The sequence below is a fragment of the Nocardia sp. NPDC004604 genome (genome assembly GCF_040609795.1).
In the GTDB taxonomy this organism is placed as follows: domain Bacteria; phylum Actinomycetota; class Actinomycetes; order Mycobacteriales; family Mycobacteriaceae; genus Nocardia.
Map to the genome: position 1 here is coordinate 1 of NZ_JBEXLC010000087.1, position 14,103 is coordinate 14,103.

A 14,103-nucleotide genomic window follows, 5' to 3' on the forward strand; every position below is an offset into this window, starting at 1 on the left:
CGCCCAGTAGTAATCTCCGCGTTCGATGCCGAGCGGATCGAAAAGCTCACGCTGGGCGAACTGCTGCAATGGCTCGCCGATGGCCAACTCGATGACATAGGAGAGCAGATCGACATCGCGCTCGCTGTAGCTGAATACCGCACCCGGCGGATTGTTCAACGGCACCCCCAGCGCCTGCACGGCACCATTCGGATCGATCGGAATCACCCCGGTGATGCCCTCGGTAAGTATATCCGCCGCCAGGCCGGACGATTCGGTCAGCAGATTCTCCACGGTGATCGACCGATGCTGCTCATCACCGAGTCCGGGCGGCAGATACCGATCGATCGGCGCCTCGAGATCGAGTTTCCCCTGATCCCAGGCTATTCCGGCGAGCAGGGAGACAACGCTCTTCGTCGCACTCCAGATATTCCACGCGACATTGCCGGTCTGCTCGTTCGTCGGCCCCTCACCGATCAGGCAGTTGTGCCGGAACACCTGCACATTCAACCGATTACGCCCACTGGCGAACGTCAAGGCGTCCGCGAGCAGTCCCGAATCCAGTCCAACCTGTTCCGGAGCCGCCCGTTCCGGGTCCCGCCCGGACGACACCTCACACGACAGCTGCTCGGCGGGCGCGGCCCGCGCACCCCCGGCGAAAACGCTCCCAGCGACCATCGATATCGCCGCAGTTCCGGCCAGGAATCTGTAGATGCGACCCATAGCTCGAGGCTATCGCCCCCGACAGTGCCAGAGCGGACAACAGGCTGAATAAGGTTCAGCCGAATGCAAACCGGGCGTACCGCTCAACGTCGAATATTCCCAGATTCCTCTTGGCGGACCATGCCCCGCTGTTGCTGGCGCGGCGGCCAGACATGGCACAAGGCCCGTCCATCGGGTCACTGGACGGGCCTTGTCGGCGCGGGCGAGCCTACTGCTGGCGAGGTGGGTACTGGTCCCAGATCTCGCCGTCGCCAAGGTCCGATCACTGTGGATGACAAGCCCGTCGTCGCGTGGTCGGCTACCGAAGTCCTCCGCATTCGCGCGGCGATGCGTCAGGACGAGCAAACCGTCCGGACCGGAATAGCCGACCTCCTGGACACCCTGCTCGGCACCGGATGCCGGATCGGTGAAGCACTGGCGCTCAAGTGGAAGCATCTCGATCTCGATGGCCCCAAACCCAGTGTTCTGATCGACGGCGCCGTCGTGCGGCTCCGCGGTGGCGGAATGTTCATCCAGCCTCACCCGAAAGGCGGTCCCAACGGCAAGCGACGGCTGTTTCTGCACAACTGGACCGTACTGAGGCTGGCGGCTCGGCGTGCTCTCGTGGCGCACGATCCGGAGGATTTGGTCTTCCCATCGGCGCGCGGCACCCTGCGGGATCCGCGCAACGCGCGCAAACAACTCGAGCGGATCCTCACAACGACTCGGATTCACCGAAATCCCGCAGAACCCGCATACCGCCCGCAAGACCGTCGGCACACAACTGGCCGAAGACGCCGACGGCCACCAGTCCGACATCTCCATCGCCGCAGATCAGCTTGGCAACACCGAGGCAATCACGCGTCGCCACTACATCCAGCGAACTCACGTCGGACCTGACGCACGCGAGCGCTTCGACGCCTTCGCCCTCCCCGACGAAAATGAAGAATAAATAGAGAGTTGGCCCCAAATAGGCACGCTTCCACACTCCCCCTCGCTCGCTGACCAGGGGGTTTGTGGGGCGGGCGGGGCTCGAACCCGCGACCAATGGATTATGAGTCCACGGCTCTAACCGACTGAGCTACCGCCCCGTGCGCGGTGGATACCGACAGCGTTGGGATGGTACCGAATGGGTGGGGTCGGACACCACTCGGATACCGCGGAACGCGGCGGCGGGGTGCTGGGGCGGGCGGCCGGGGCGCGGTTAGGGTGGGGGTGTAACCCCGGAACCAGGCTGGAGGGTCGGTTGTGGCGAGTGTCTTCGCGAATGTGCTGAAGGTGCATCAGTGGGTTTACGAGAACAGCGGCGGGGTGGTGGGGCATCGGCTGCTGTTCGGGAATCCGACGTTGTTGTTGCGGACGGTGGGGCGCAAGACGGGGCAGCCGCGGACTTCGGCGCTGACCTACGGGCGGGATGGGGCGGATTATTTGGTGACCGCGTCGAATGGCGGATCGCCGCGGCCACCGGGTTGGTTGGCGAATGTAAAGGCGAAGCCGGAGTGTGAGATTCAGGTCGGGCGGCGCAAGCTGGCGGTGGTTGCGCGGGCTACGCTGCCCGACGATCCGAACTACGCGCGGCGTTGGGCGATTGTCGACAAGGTCAATCAGGGGCGCTACAGCGCGTATCAGAAGATGACCAAGCGGCCGATCGCAGTGGTGGTGCTAACTCCGGTCGGCTGAGTTCAGTCGCTCTCCCAGCGGTCGTAGTCATCGTCGACATCACGACGGTCCCAGCGTGATTCGTCGCGCGGCGGCCGACTGGCCAACTGCACACTGAACGCAACGAGACCCAAGACAGCGAAAATGACAACAACGATAATCAGTGTTTCCACGCGGGCACCCTAGCGCCGAACCAGGGTGCGCCGCACTGCAGGTCAGACAAGTTGTCCCGGAGGGTCGTTCAGACCGTAAGAACCGTGCGTCCGATGGCGGTTCGAGACTCGATCGTGGCGTGGGCCCGGCCGGCCTGTTCGAGCGGGAAGGATTGGCCGATAACAACTTCCAGCCGTCCCGCCACCGCCTCGGCGAGCGAACGTTCGGCCAACGCGTGCCAATCGATATCGCCGTTGGCGGTCAGGTCGAACAGACCGAGCACGCCAATATTGCGTACTGCCACCGCTTCTCGATCGAAGTCGGCGAATTGTCCTGCGGCAGCGCCATATCCGATGAATCGACCGCTAATTGCCACGGCATCCATGGCGCCAGCGCCCAATGCGCCTCCCGCCCCGTCCAATACGACGTTCGCGCCCTTTCCTCCGGTCGCGGCGCGCGCCTTCGCCGACCAGTCGGGCTCGGAGTAATCGATGACAGCATGTGCGCCGAGTCGCGACGCGAGCTCGAGTTTGGCGCTACCGCGCGCCGCGGCCACCACATTCGCCCCGGCCGCGCGGGCGAGTTGAATCAGCAGGGTGCCCAGTCCCCCGCCCGCCGCCGTGATCAGCACCCATTCGCCGGGCTGAATGGCGGCCCGGTCGAAAACGGCGAGCGCCATCTTGCCGTCATGGGCGAGTGCCACCGCTTGCGAAAGACTCACCCCATCGGGCACCGGCACCAGGGTCTCGGCCTTGGCGAGGGCCTGCTCCGCGTACCCGCCGATCGGCTGCCCACCACCGATGCCGCTGGCGGCGGTCTGGGTGGTGACGCGCTTGCCGACCCAACTCGGGTCGACGTCCGCACCCACCGAAGCGACCACCCCGGCGACTGCTCCACCTGGCACATAAGGCGGTTCGATCTTGAAAAACTCTGTGCCCCAACCGCTTCGAAGCTGAACGTCCAGGAACATCACATCGGCCGCCGCGACATCGACGACCACCTGCCCCGGCCCGGCCACCAGCCCGGGCACCTCCCGTACCGAAAGCACCTCGGGCCCACCGAATTCCGCAGCGTGCACAGCGCGCATTACAACCTCCGACATTTCTCGCTCGATCCGACAGGGACCAGCCTGGAACCTGAACCAGAGTTGAGGTCAAGCCGTACAGGGATGATTACGCTACGGGCGGAAATACGCTCAGCCGGGAATCGAACTCGCCCGACGCGCCAACAATCGCAGGGCGGGTTGGCGACCGAACCCACACCCCATGTGGGATCCGCCCAACCCAATGGAGATCCCCACCAGAACAGCGCGGCAGCCATGGCCGGGCGGACGATCACAGGGAAACCCATGGTTTGGAGCGCGAGAGCCCGCCACCAGTTCTAACCTGATCTTGGTCACCGCCAGGACAGAGCATGCAGATCCCGAGTATGGATGTAGCTCTGGAACAGCGGATCATGATGCGCGACGGCACCGCGAGTCAGGAACCGCCTCCGCCGCAACTGCTTCCACCACCGCAGCTACTGCCACCACCGCCGCCACAAGAGCTGCCCCCATCGCCGCCGCCGCAGCTACCGCTTCCCGAGTCGTTGCTACCGGTATCCCCCGCCGCCCATGACGAACTGGACCCACCGAGCCACCCGGCTCCCCGGTGGGGCCGACTCGACCAGTTGGACGCCAGTGCCACGAAGGCCGCGACACCGCCCATGATCACGACGGTAATCAGGACGACCAGCAGCAGTGCCGTCATTCAGGAACCTCCCCCGCCACAACTGCTCCCGCCACCACAGCTGCTGCCCCCACCACCGCAACCGCTGCTACCGCCGCTACAACTGCTGCCCCCGCCGCAACTGCTGCCGCTGCCACTGTCATGTCCGTGCCCATGGCCGTGCCCATGACCGTGGCCATGCCCGCCACTGCCGGGGTCATAGCCACCGGAGCTCCCCGACTCGAACCCTGCGGCCCCATAAACCCACGGCGAGCTGTCGCTCTGGCCCACGTACCCGCGCCGCCCCGGCGGCAATGGCCTTCTCGTCGCCCGAGTGATCAGGACCGCGATCAACACCGCGACGCCACCGCCGATCACCAGAATGGCCAGCAGCACAACGAAAAAGACGCCCATTCCCGAATGGTATCCCCGCACCTGAACCAGAGCCTGCGGAAAAGCAGTAATCTTCACCGTACGGATCCCCCTCTCGCTCGGTATCCCCGGATCGCCGTACAGTGAATCGTGGTGCTTTTGCGTCCTGGAAAACGTGCCCGCCGGATCGACCTCAATGCTGTCGACAAAGCGGTAGCCGCACTCGAGTTCCCCGATGCGGTCTTCAAGACCAGCCCGTGGCAACCGCGTGCGTTGGTGGAGACCGGTTTGCGGCAATGGTTGCGTTGCTGCGGCGCCGCGATGCGTGACGGTCAGGTAGTCGGAATGCCGTCACATGCGGTCGACGAGGCCTGGCACGGCTTCATCCTGTGCACCCAGATGTATGCCGCATTCTGCACCGCCGCCTACGGTCGATTCCTCCATCATTTTCCGGAAGGCGTACCGACGCAGGGCAATTCGCATGGCTCCATGGCTGAACAACTCGGCCGCACGGTGGTCGCCTGGTCGATTGTCGCCGAGCCCGGCGAGAAGTGTGTGCTCTGGGATCTCGACAGCGTTGTCGGCGTCGAGCATCCGTGGGGAATCGGCGCCGGGCGAGTAGCGGCCATTGAAGCCGAACTCGCCAGGACGCCTTTGTGATCCGACTCAGGTGAGCTCGACCCGCGCGGCCAAGAACCGCACGATCGCCGGAGCGAACTTGTTGAACTGGTACTGCAGCCGCGCCTCGGGGGTAACCGGAACGATGCTGCGCCCACGCTCGACCGCGCGCACGATCTGCGCCGCCACCTTCTCCGGCCCGTAGCGCCGCGCCCGGTACAGCTTGTCGTATCGCTCCTGCTTAAGCTTCTCCTCCTCGGCGCTGACACCCGAAAACCTAGTGTTGGCAACGATATTGGTGCGCACAATGCCGGGCCGGACGGTACAGATGGCACCAATTTCCGGCGCGACCAGTGTCGACGACCTAGTCGAGGGCGCGGCTGAGCAGCGCTGTGAGTTGCTCGCGCTCACCGGCCGACAAGGAGTTCAGCAGCTTGTCTTGAACCTTGGCGAGTGTCGTATCCAGCTTTTCGAGCCGTCTCCGGCCCGTGGGGGTCAGGGTGATCAGGTTGCGGCGCCGGTCGGTCGGGTCCGCGGTGCGCGCGACGTGCCCCTGTGCGGTCAGCTCCCTGAGCATGGCGTGCATATCGCTCTGGTCGATGCCACACCGTTGGCCGATCCGTACCTGGCTGTCCGGGCCGAACTCGTCGAGGGCGGCAAGGATCGCGAAGTGGTAGGCGCGCCCGTCGACCGCACCCATCTCTTCGCCGATGAGCCGGTGCGCCCGCGCTGCGGTTTTACTGATCAGCCAGCTCGGTTTGCAGCGCAGGCGGGCGGGTGTCTCCTCCAGCTCCATGCATGAAGCATAGCCAATCCCTTGGTTCCTCCCACGAATTCGATTACTCTTGGTCCGACCAAGCTTGGCCGGACCAAGAAATATGAAAGGTGGAGGGATGTCGATCACTTCGAAAGAAGCACGGACCGCCAGCGCCCACGTTCGCGAACGTGCCGCAGAACTCGGCGCCCGGGTCACGGTCGCGATTGTCGACGGCGGCGGGCACCTACAAGTTCTCGATCGCATGGACGGCGCGCCACCGCTGTCGGCTCGCATCGCCCCGGCAAAAGCGTCCAGCGTTGCACTGTTCCATCGCGACGGCGGCGAGTTGGTGCGTCTTCAGCAGGCCTGGCCTGCACTGTTCGCACAGATGGATCAGGTGGCGGGAACGCCCATCATGGCGGGTGCAGGTTCTCGGCTGATCCGGCGCGGCGATGCCGTCGTCGGCGCAATCGCGGTCAGCGGCGGCATACCGGAGCAGGACGACGAGTGCGCCGCTGTCGGGCTCGCTTCCCTATCGCTCCCTGTGTCGACTTAGTCGCCCCGGTCAGCGACCGGCGTGCCTCAACGGACGACCTTCACCCGGGCCGCCAGGGAACGGACCATGCCGGGGGCGAGGCGTTGGAAGTGGTATTGCAGCCACGCTTCCGGCGTCACCGGCACCACGTCACGGTCGCGTTCGACGGCGCGCACGATCTGCTCGGCCACCTTGTCCGGGGTGTAGCGGCGCATCCGGTACAGGTTGTCGTAGCGCTCCCGCTTGCGCTTCTCCTCGTCGGCGCTGACACCCGAGAACGTAGTGGTGGCAACGATATTCGTGTGGACAAGACCCGGGCAGATGGTGTGCACCGAGATGCCGCGCCCGGCCAGTTCCGCACGCAGGCAATCGGAGAACATGAACACCGCCGACTTGCTCGTGGAGTAGGCGCTGAACCCCTGCTGCGGACTGTAGGCGGCCATGCTGGACAGGTTGACGATATGCCCGCCGAGTCCGCGTTCGGCCATCGCGGACCCGAAGGCCCGGCAGCCGTTCACCACACCGCCGAGATTGATCCGCATGACCCGGTCGAACTCCGCCGACGGCGTATCGAAGAACCCACCGGCCTGCCCGATTCCGGCATTGTTGATCAGAATGTCGGGCACGCCGTGCACGGCGAGCACCTCCGCCGCATGCGCGTTCATCTCGTCCGCATTCGCGACATCGAGCTGATAGGCATGCGCCACACCGCTTTCCGCGCCGATCAGCTCCGCCGTCTCCTTGGCCGCGTCCAGATTGATATCCGACAGTACGACTTCCGCGCCGAGCCGCACGAACGCCAATGCCGTTTCACGACCGATGCCGCTGCCGCCGCCGGTGATCACCACGAGCTGATCCTCGAACGGCCGTCGGCTGCGCCCGATTTCGGCGCGGCGCAGCGCACGCGGCGTCGCGCCGCCATCGACGGCGTCGATGAGTTCGGTGGTCGCGGTGGCCAGCAGTTCTGGATGGGAGAAGGGCATCCAGTGCCCGGCGGGTACATCACGCCGCCACAGCCGCGAAACCCATTTGTGCTGATCGTCATAGCCCGCGGGCCGCACCGCGACATCGCGCCCGGCAACGATCAACTGCACCGGTACCTCGGTGTGGCGCTCGCGCGGAGCGAGCAGCCGCGGCAGGATATTGGCCCGGTAGATGAGCAGACCCTCGACCGCGTCGCGGCGGAAGGTCGGGCCGAGCACGATATTCGACGGCGCGGTGTCGTTCATGATCGACACGATGCGCTGCCAGCGCTTCTCGTGCGCCACCATCCGGAACACCTGATCGAGTCCGGGCGTCATGGAGAAGACCGTGTACCCCGACGACAGCGCTTGCGTGAGCGGCTGCCACAGATTGCGCGGCGTCGGCCGGGACAGCCTGGCACGCACCCACTTCGCGAGGTGGTCGAGATTAGGCCCGGAGACCGAGGTGAACGAGGCAACTCGCGCAGCGGCCTGCGGTTCGCATACTGCCTCCCACACCTGCACCGAACCCCAGTCGTGCGCGAGTACATGCACCGGCCGATCCGGACTGACCGCATCGGCGACGGCGAAGAAGTCGCTGGCCAACTCTTCCAGGCGGAAGTCCTCGGCGCGCCGGGTGCGGGTGGACTCCCCGTGGCCTCGGGTGTCATAGGTGACGACGTGGAAGCGTCCGGCCAGCAGCGGCACCACCGCATCCCAGAGGCGATGGGTGTCGGGCCAGCCATGCACCAGCACAATGGTTTCCGCGCTCAGATTCCCATATTCGAAGACGGCGATATCGAATTCGCCGCTGCGCACCGTTCGCCGCGTCTCGGCCGAAGCCAGATCGGTTGTCGTCATCAGATGTTTGGCGCGGTGACTCCCTCGTTCACGAGGGTGAGTAAGCGCCGTCCTCCTTTCGAGGGTTCTTGTCGGTGGTGTCGGTTAGGTTGTCGGCCATGGAGGAGGTGGTGCGGTACAACTATCGGCTGCGGCCGGGCCGTGTCGCGCAGTCCGCTTTGCTGGCCGAGTGGCATCGCTGTCGGTCTCTGTGGAACGAGGCTGTCCACCAGCAGAAGTCGGGCAACAAGCCGACGTTCGCCACACTGGTTCGCTCGCTGACGCTCGCTCACAGATCGAGCACCAATCGCCCACCCCGCGACCGTGATACACAGACCAGCATCTCCCCCGCCTCGTGCTCGGCGCCGGTGAGCACGGTCTCGCGATGCTCGGGTTCGCCGGACAGCACCCGCACCTTGCAGGTACGGCAGAAGCCCTGGCGGCAGGAATACGGCCGATCCGGGCGGCTCTCCAGAATGGTTTCCAGCGCTGATTTGTCCGCGGGCACCTCGACAACCGCACCGGTGGAGGCGAATTCGATCTCGAACCGGACACCGTCCACGATCGGTGGCGGCGAGAAGCGCTCGGAATGCAGTTCCACACCGGGCATTTCGCGCACCGCGGCGGCGACGGCGGCATTCATCGACACCGGGCCGCAGCAGTACACCGCGGCATCGCTGGTGACACCGGCGAGCAAGGTCGCGGCATCGGGAAATCCGAATTCATCATCGGTGCGCACGGTGGCCCGGTCCCCGAATCCCGCGATCTCGTCGAGAAACGGAATCGTGTCGCGGCTGCGCCCCGTGTACACCATCGACCACTCGATACCGAGTCGCATCGCCAGCCGCGCCATCGGCAGAATCGGTGTGATCCCGATTCCGCCCGCAATGAAATGCAAACGGGTGGCGGGTGATCCGTGACCGGGCACGGCGAACGGAAAGGCATTGCGCGGACCGCGCACCACGATCCGCGAGCCGACCGGCAGCTCATCGTGCACCTCGACCGAACCACCGCCACCATCCGGAATGCGGCGCACCGCAATACGATAGGCACGGCTATCGGCCGGATCGCCGCACAGCGAATACTGCCGCAATCGACCCGATGGCAGCTCCAGATCGAGGTGCGCGCCGGGTCGCCACGGCGGAAGTTCCTGCGCGTCAGGCGATTCCAGCCGCAGACTCACCACATCCTGATCATGTGCCTCGATCCGGCGTCCGGTCACCACCAGCGGCAGCCGGTGATCATCGGCCCGCGGCGACAGATCGCGGCGGTTGATGATGGTGGTCCAGCGCAGCCGCGCCGAGGCGACCGCGTCGAGCACCCGGACCGCTCGATCCTGATCACGCCTACCGAACAGATCGGCGGGCAACTGCCCCGGCATCGGCCGCCAATTCAAGACGCGACCGCCTGTGCCGCAGGGGATTTGGCCAGGTATGCCACCGCCTGTGCCGTCGACCCGACCGACTCCGGGTTGTAGCCGGGCTGGAATGTCGTCAGCGCGCTCCACAGCAGCGAGGGCACGCCGGGCAGCGCACCGCGCCACATCGAGCCGAAGACCCGAGTGAGCAATCGCGGATAGCCGAGGTCGGGCAGTGCGGGATCCCGATGCACCATGAATTTGGTGCCGCGAACCACGAGCGTGATGAAGATCGGGAAGACGATCGTCATGATCGCCGCGCGGCGGATATAGCCCGCGCCGAAGTAGACGGCCACATCGTGCGCGACGTGCCGGTGCTCGACCTCCTCGGCACCGTGCCAGCGGAACAGATCCGCCACCCGGGGGTCGGCGCCGAATTTCTCCAGATCGGCATTGAGCACCCAGTCCCCGAGATAGGCGAAGAAGTGTTCCAGACAGGCGATGAACGCCAGTCGCTCCACCATCACCTGCCGCTGCGCCACCCCGTCGACATCCTTGGGCCCCAGCGACTTGCGGAACAGGTATTCCGCCTGCCGCACATAGGGTTCCGGATCGATACCGTTGGCGGCGAGCACCTCGTGCAGCACCTTGTCGTGCGTCTCGGCGTGCATGGACTCCTGGCCGATGAAGCCGAGCATGGCCGCACGCAGCTTCTCGTCCTTCACATACGGCAGCGCCTCGGAGTACGCGGCGCAGAACATGCGCTCGCCCTCCGGCAGCAACAGGTTCAGCGCGTTGATCAGATGCGACGCAATGGGTTCCGCAGGCATCCAATGCAAAGGAGTATCCGCCCAGTCGAATCGCACATTGCGCGCATTGAGGGCAACCTCGCCGGGATCGACGTCCGCCCGCTGCTGTCCCCTACGAAGTAGCTTCATCGATACTCCTCGATCTCACCGGCCGCGCCACAGCCCCCAACGAGCCAAAACCGCGACGTTGCCTACCTTCCTGCATGGCCGTAGCAATGATCATACACATATATGAAACCTCTGGTAACACACATATACCCAGCGGCCGCCGCACCCCGATTCCGATCACCATAACCGCACCATAGCAACCAACTTGAACACCGTTCAAGCTACCTAAAAGCAGTCTCCGCGTCATCCGACCAGACGCGCGTCACACATGACCGCCCCACCTTCAACAGCCGACCGCCGATAAGCCGAGCAGCTTCTTCACCCCAAGAACCCCCTCGACCGAACTGCCACCGACCCCCACCGCCCCTCAAAACGGCACCCCCCACTCCCCCCTCAACACGAGCCCCCACGCCCCACCACACCAACCCCAGGCGAAGCAGTCCACACACCACCCCACCAGCACACCCCCACCCCCGCCCCCCATCCCACTCCAACATTCAGCCGAGAATGCGCTGACGCAGAGGCACTCTCGACGTTTGCCTGCACGGGCGCATGGTGATCACTCGTCCAAGGGGAGGTTGTGCGCGGCATGCGTGCCGCTGGGGATGGCGACGGGGGTCGTGCAGCGGACAAGTCCGGACGGATCGTCATGGCGGGTAGATTGCGAAATATGCGGCCGCGAATTGTGTCGGCGCACACATTGCCCGGATATGCACTGACACGGCGATGGCACCTCGAATGAGTTCAACGCCGGTAGCCCACTTGACAATAGAGGGCTCCACTGTGACCGATATCCCTTCGTTTGCCAGGTAGGCTAGAACACGTTCTAGTAGTCTTTCGCTATGGAACGACTAACCGGATTGGATGCCAGCTTCCTGTACCTCGAGACCGGGACCCAGCACCTGCACGTGTGTGCACTGCTGATCCTGGATCCCACCGCAGGGGGCACGCACTACACCTTCGAAACATTCAAAGCAGAACTCGGCCGCCGACTGCCGCTGATACCGCAGATGCGGCGGCGGATTCATGAGGTGCCGTTCAATCTCGATCATCCGGTCTGGGTGGAAGACCCGAACTTCGATCTGGACTACCACATTCGACGCATCGAAACGCCACGCCCGGTCGGCCGCCAGGAACTTGCGGACCTGGTCGGCGAGATCGCGAGTGCGCCAATGGATCGCAGTCGCCCGCTGTGGCAGATGCACGTGGTGGAGGGGCTCGAAGACGGCAAGGTCGCGGTCATCTGCAAGTACCACCACGCCGCCGTCGACGGCATCACCGGCACCAACATGATGATGCACCTGTGCGATCTGGAACCCGGCCTGAGCAAGCCCGAACCGGCCGAGGAATGGCGGCCCGAACCCCAGCCGAGCGATGTGCGGTTGGCGGCCGAGGCGGTGGCGAATCTGCCGAACAAGCTCGGTCTGGTCGGCATGGTGCCGAAAACCCTTGGCCTGGTTGCAAATTTCGCGCAGCGGCGGCGAAACAACCAGGCGGGCATGGCATTACCGCTGACCGCACCGCGCACCCCCTTCAACGGCGCGATCAGCCCGGACCGCGCGGTGGCCTTCACCGAGGCCGATCTCGGCGCGATCAAGGAGATCAAGGCCGCCTTCGAGGTGAAGGTCAACGATGTGGTGCTGACCATCGTCGCGGGCGTACTGCGCTCCTACTTGGAGAAGCACGATGAGCTGCCCGATAAATCCCTGATCGCCTCGGTGCCGGTTTCGGTGCACGACACCTCCCGGCACACCGCGGGCATCAATAAGGTCTCCTCACTGTTCTCGCACCTCGGCACCGATATCGCCGATCCGGTGCAGCGGCTGCGGCAGGTGGCCGAGGCCAACCGCGACGCCAAGGAGGAACACGCCCTGGTCGGCGCGGACTTCCTGATGGACTGGTCGCAGTACGCCCCACCGAATACTTTTCAGCTGGCCGCACGGGTCTATTCGTCGTTGAAACTGGCCGAGCGCCACCCGGTGGTGCACAACCTGGTGGTGTCGAATGTTCCCGGCCCGCCGATGCCGCTGTACTTTCTCGGCCACCAGGTCGAGGCGATGTATCCGTTCGGGCCGGTTTTCCACGGCGCCGGACTGACGGTCACCGTCCTGTCCAATAACGGTGATCTGGACTTCGGCTTCATCGCCTGCAGGGAACTGGTGCCCGATCTGCAGACGATCGCCGATGCGGTCCCCGGCGTCGTCAATGAATTGCTGACCGCGGCACGCGATCTGGGTTAACCCACACCGCTGCCCTGTTCGCCATCGCCGCCGAACAGGGCCGCATTCGAAGTCTTCGCCCGCCTTGTGGCGACAGCGGCGCAAGCCTCCAGCAGTACCGGCACGAAGCGGTCGGCCTCGAGCACGCAGGATGCGTGACCGGCCTTGACCAGATGAATGCTCGCCCCGGGAATCATGGTCGCCATCTCCAACTGCCGATAAACCGGAATCGCCCGGTCCCGCGTCGTGATCACGACGGCGGTCGGCATGGTCAGCGTGGAAAGCCAAGCGGTCGAATCGAATCGGCCGACCTCGGCAATGACCTGTGTCATCGCCCAGCCGCTGTTGCTGCGAAATTCATTGAGCGCCCAGCGATTCAGCTGTCCCGGCGCCCAGGTGTGCTCCGGCATATCGGACAGCTGTCCGGCATGCTCCTCGGCGCGTCGGTACGAATAGGGACCGATGGCTGCGGCCAATGCGCCGAATGTCAGATGAAAGGCACGCTCGCGCAGCTTTTCCTGGAATCGATACGGTGTCGCGCACAACACCAGACCGTTCACCCGATCCGGATGCCGGTGCGCGGCAAGCAATGCGACGACACCGCCGAGGGAATATCCGGCCAATATGGCCCGCTCGACGCCGAGTGCATCGGCAATGGCGACGACATCGTCGGCGCAGTCCTGCACCGAGAACCGCGCCGAGCGGATGCCACGGCCGTGCCAACGCTGGTCGAAGACGATCACCCGGTAGCGCTCGGCGAGTGCGTCGAGTGCGGGGAACCAGGTGAGGTAGCCCGTGCAGGCGGTGGCGTGCAGCAGGATCAGGGTCGGCGCGCCCTCGGGTCCCGGTATATCGACGACGTAGGTGCGGCCACGGCCCGGCAGGTCGATGAGCCGTCCGCCGGGCACCTGCGCAATATCGGGCACTCCTGAACGCCGGGAGAACCGTCGCATCGCCACCACCGCGTCCGGATCCGGATTCGTCATCGTCGGCCTCCTCGGCGCAGTCCGCGATAGTACTAGAACGCGTTCTACATCGATGATGCCACAGGACCCGGAAGACCCAGGGCAGGGCCCGGACGATGCACTCGGCGATGCAGGCGGGCCTAATCGCCGTCCTCGCGTTCGACGGTCGCCTGGCGTAGGCCGTCGGGAACCTCCGCGATGCTCACGATGTCGGCCCCGCCGCGGATGCGGGAACCAGCGGGCACCGGCGACGGAAAGCGAACCTTGTTCAGGGTGGTGCCGTGTCCCATTGGCCGATACCGATGTGGAAACGGATCAGCGAATCCTCTGTAACGTGTTTCAGTAGTTCGACGGATTCGAGA

At 65.0% G+C, this 14,103-nt stretch carries 16 protein-coding genes and 1 tRNA gene; 6 read left to right on the plus strand and 11 right to left on the minus strand.

The features are described from left to right. Positions 1-702, minus strand: a 702-nt coding sequence (locus ABZW16_RS27660) for a serine hydrolase (protein WP_354958987.1), incomplete at its 3' end; no start/stop codon positions are given. A 327-nt stretch (positions 703-1,029) separates the two neighbouring features. Between ABZW16_RS27660 and ABZW16_RS27665 the strand changes: the two genes are divergently transcribed. Beyond that, positions 1,030-1,581: a tyrosine-type recombinase/integrase gene (locus ABZW16_RS27665; protein ID WP_354959025.1), complete on the plus strand. Its 552-nt coding sequence runs from the start codon at positions 1,030-1,032 to the stop codon at positions 1,579-1,581. Between the two features lie 117 nt (positions 1,582-1,698). Here ABZW16_RS27665 and ABZW16_RS27670 read toward each other — a convergent pair. Then, a tRNA-Ile gene (locus ABZW16_RS27670) sits at positions 1,699-1,772 on the minus strand. A gap of 157 nt (positions 1,773-1,929) precedes the next feature. Here ABZW16_RS27670 and ABZW16_RS27675 point away from each other — a divergent pair. After that, the gene (locus ABZW16_RS27675; protein WP_354958988.1) at positions 1,930-2,361 is read left to right on the plus strand and encodes a nitroreductase family deazaflavin-dependent oxidoreductase; all 432 of its coding nucleotides are present in this window, start codon (positions 1,930-1,932) and stop codon (positions 2,359-2,361) included. A gap of 2 nt (positions 2,362-2,363) precedes the next feature. Here the strand turns inward: ABZW16_RS27675 and ABZW16_RS27680 are convergent, their stop codons facing one another. Both ABZW16_RS27680 and ABZW16_RS27685 read right to left on the minus strand, forming a co-directional pair. Then, a complete protein-coding gene (locus ABZW16_RS27680) occupies positions 2,364-2,513 on the minus strand; it encodes a hypothetical protein (RefSeq protein WP_354958989.1) in 150 nt (49 codons plus the stop codon). Between the two features lie 68 nt (positions 2,514-2,581). Next, complete coding sequence (locus ABZW16_RS27685) at positions 2,582-3,580, minus strand: zinc-binding dehydrogenase (protein WP_354958990.1); 999 nt, start codon at positions 3,578-3,580, stop codon at positions 2,582-2,584. 326 nt (positions 3,581-3,906) lie between these two features. On the opposite strand from ABZW16_RS27685, the gene ABZW16_RS27690 reads away from it, so the two are divergent. Together ABZW16_RS27690 and ABZW16_RS27695 are read left to right on the plus strand one after the other, a co-directional pair. Continuing rightward, the gene (locus ABZW16_RS27690; RefSeq protein ID WP_354958991.1) at positions 3,907-4,389 is read left to right on the plus strand and encodes a hypothetical protein; all 483 of its coding nucleotides are present in this window, start codon (positions 3,907-3,909) and stop codon (positions 4,387-4,389) included. A gap of 335 nt (positions 4,390-4,724) precedes the next feature. Then, complete coding sequence (locus tag ABZW16_RS27695; RefSeq protein ID WP_354958992.1) at positions 4,725-5,231, plus strand: hypothetical protein; 507 nt, start codon at positions 4,725-4,727, stop codon at positions 5,229-5,231. Between the two features lie 6 nt (positions 5,232-5,237). Here the strand turns inward: ABZW16_RS27695 and ABZW16_RS27700 are convergent, their stop codons facing one another. Further along, entirely contained in the window at positions 5,238-5,495 is a 258-nt protein-coding gene (locus tag ABZW16_RS27700; RefSeq protein ID WP_354958993.1) for a hypothetical protein, read from the minus strand. Between the two features lie 58 nt (positions 5,496-5,553). Next, positions 5,554-5,985 carry a MarR family winged helix-turn-helix transcriptional regulator gene (locus tag ABZW16_RS27705; RefSeq protein ID WP_354958994.1) on the minus strand — a complete coding sequence of 144 codons (432 nt, stop codon included), beginning with the start codon at positions 5,983-5,985 and terminating at the stop codon, positions 5,554-5,556. A 97-nt stretch (positions 5,986-6,082) separates the two neighbouring features. Between ABZW16_RS27705 and ABZW16_RS27710 the strand changes: the two genes are divergently transcribed. Further along, the gene (locus tag ABZW16_RS27710; RefSeq protein ID WP_354958995.1) at positions 6,083-6,502 is read left to right on the plus strand and encodes a heme-binding protein; all 420 of its coding nucleotides are present in this window, start codon (positions 6,083-6,085) and stop codon (positions 6,500-6,502) included. A gap of 26 nt (positions 6,503-6,528) precedes the next feature. Here the strand turns inward: ABZW16_RS27710 and ABZW16_RS27715 are convergent, their stop codons facing one another. The 3 genes from ABZW16_RS27715 to ABZW16_RS27725 form a co-directional block, all read right to left on the minus strand. Beyond that, a complete protein-coding gene (locus ABZW16_RS27715; RefSeq protein ID WP_354958996.1) occupies positions 6,529-8,304 on the minus strand; it encodes an SDR family oxidoreductase in 1,776 nt (591 codons plus the stop codon). Positions 8,305-8,572: 268 nt separating this feature from the next. Next, positions 8,573-9,664, minus strand: a complete 1,092-nt coding sequence (locus tag ABZW16_RS27720) for a PDR/VanB family oxidoreductase (protein ID WP_354959026.1) — start codon at positions 9,662-9,664, stop codon at positions 8,573-8,575. An 11-nt stretch (positions 9,665-9,675) separates the two neighbouring features. After that, positions 9,676-10,578 (minus strand): metal-dependent hydrolase, encoded by a 903-nt coding sequence (locus ABZW16_RS27725; protein WP_354958997.1) that lies wholly within the window; start codon positions 10,576-10,578, stop codon positions 9,676-9,678. 821 nt (positions 10,579-11,399) lie between these two features. Here ABZW16_RS27725 and ABZW16_RS27730 point away from each other — a divergent pair. Then, a complete protein-coding gene (locus ABZW16_RS27730) occupies positions 11,400-12,797 on the plus strand; it encodes a wax ester/triacylglycerol synthase family O-acyltransferase (protein WP_354958998.1) in 1,398 nt (465 codons plus the stop codon). On the opposite strand, the gene ABZW16_RS27735 is transcribed toward ABZW16_RS27730, so the two are convergent. Together ABZW16_RS27735 and ABZW16_RS27740 are read right to left on the minus strand one after the other, a co-directional pair. Next, positions 12,794-13,762: an alpha/beta hydrolase gene (locus tag ABZW16_RS27735; protein ID WP_354958999.1), complete on the minus strand. Its 969-nt coding sequence runs from the start codon at positions 13,760-13,762 to the stop codon at positions 12,794-12,796. The two genes, ABZW16_RS27730 and ABZW16_RS27735, sit on opposite strands and share 4 nt — an antisense overlap. A gap of 119 nt (positions 13,763-13,881) precedes the next feature. Further along, positions 13,882-14,031, minus strand: coding sequence for a hypothetical protein (locus tag ABZW16_RS27740; RefSeq protein WP_354959000.1), 150 nt, complete (start codon positions 14,029-14,031; stop codon positions 13,882-13,884). Positions 14,032-14,103 lie beyond the last annotated feature (72 nt).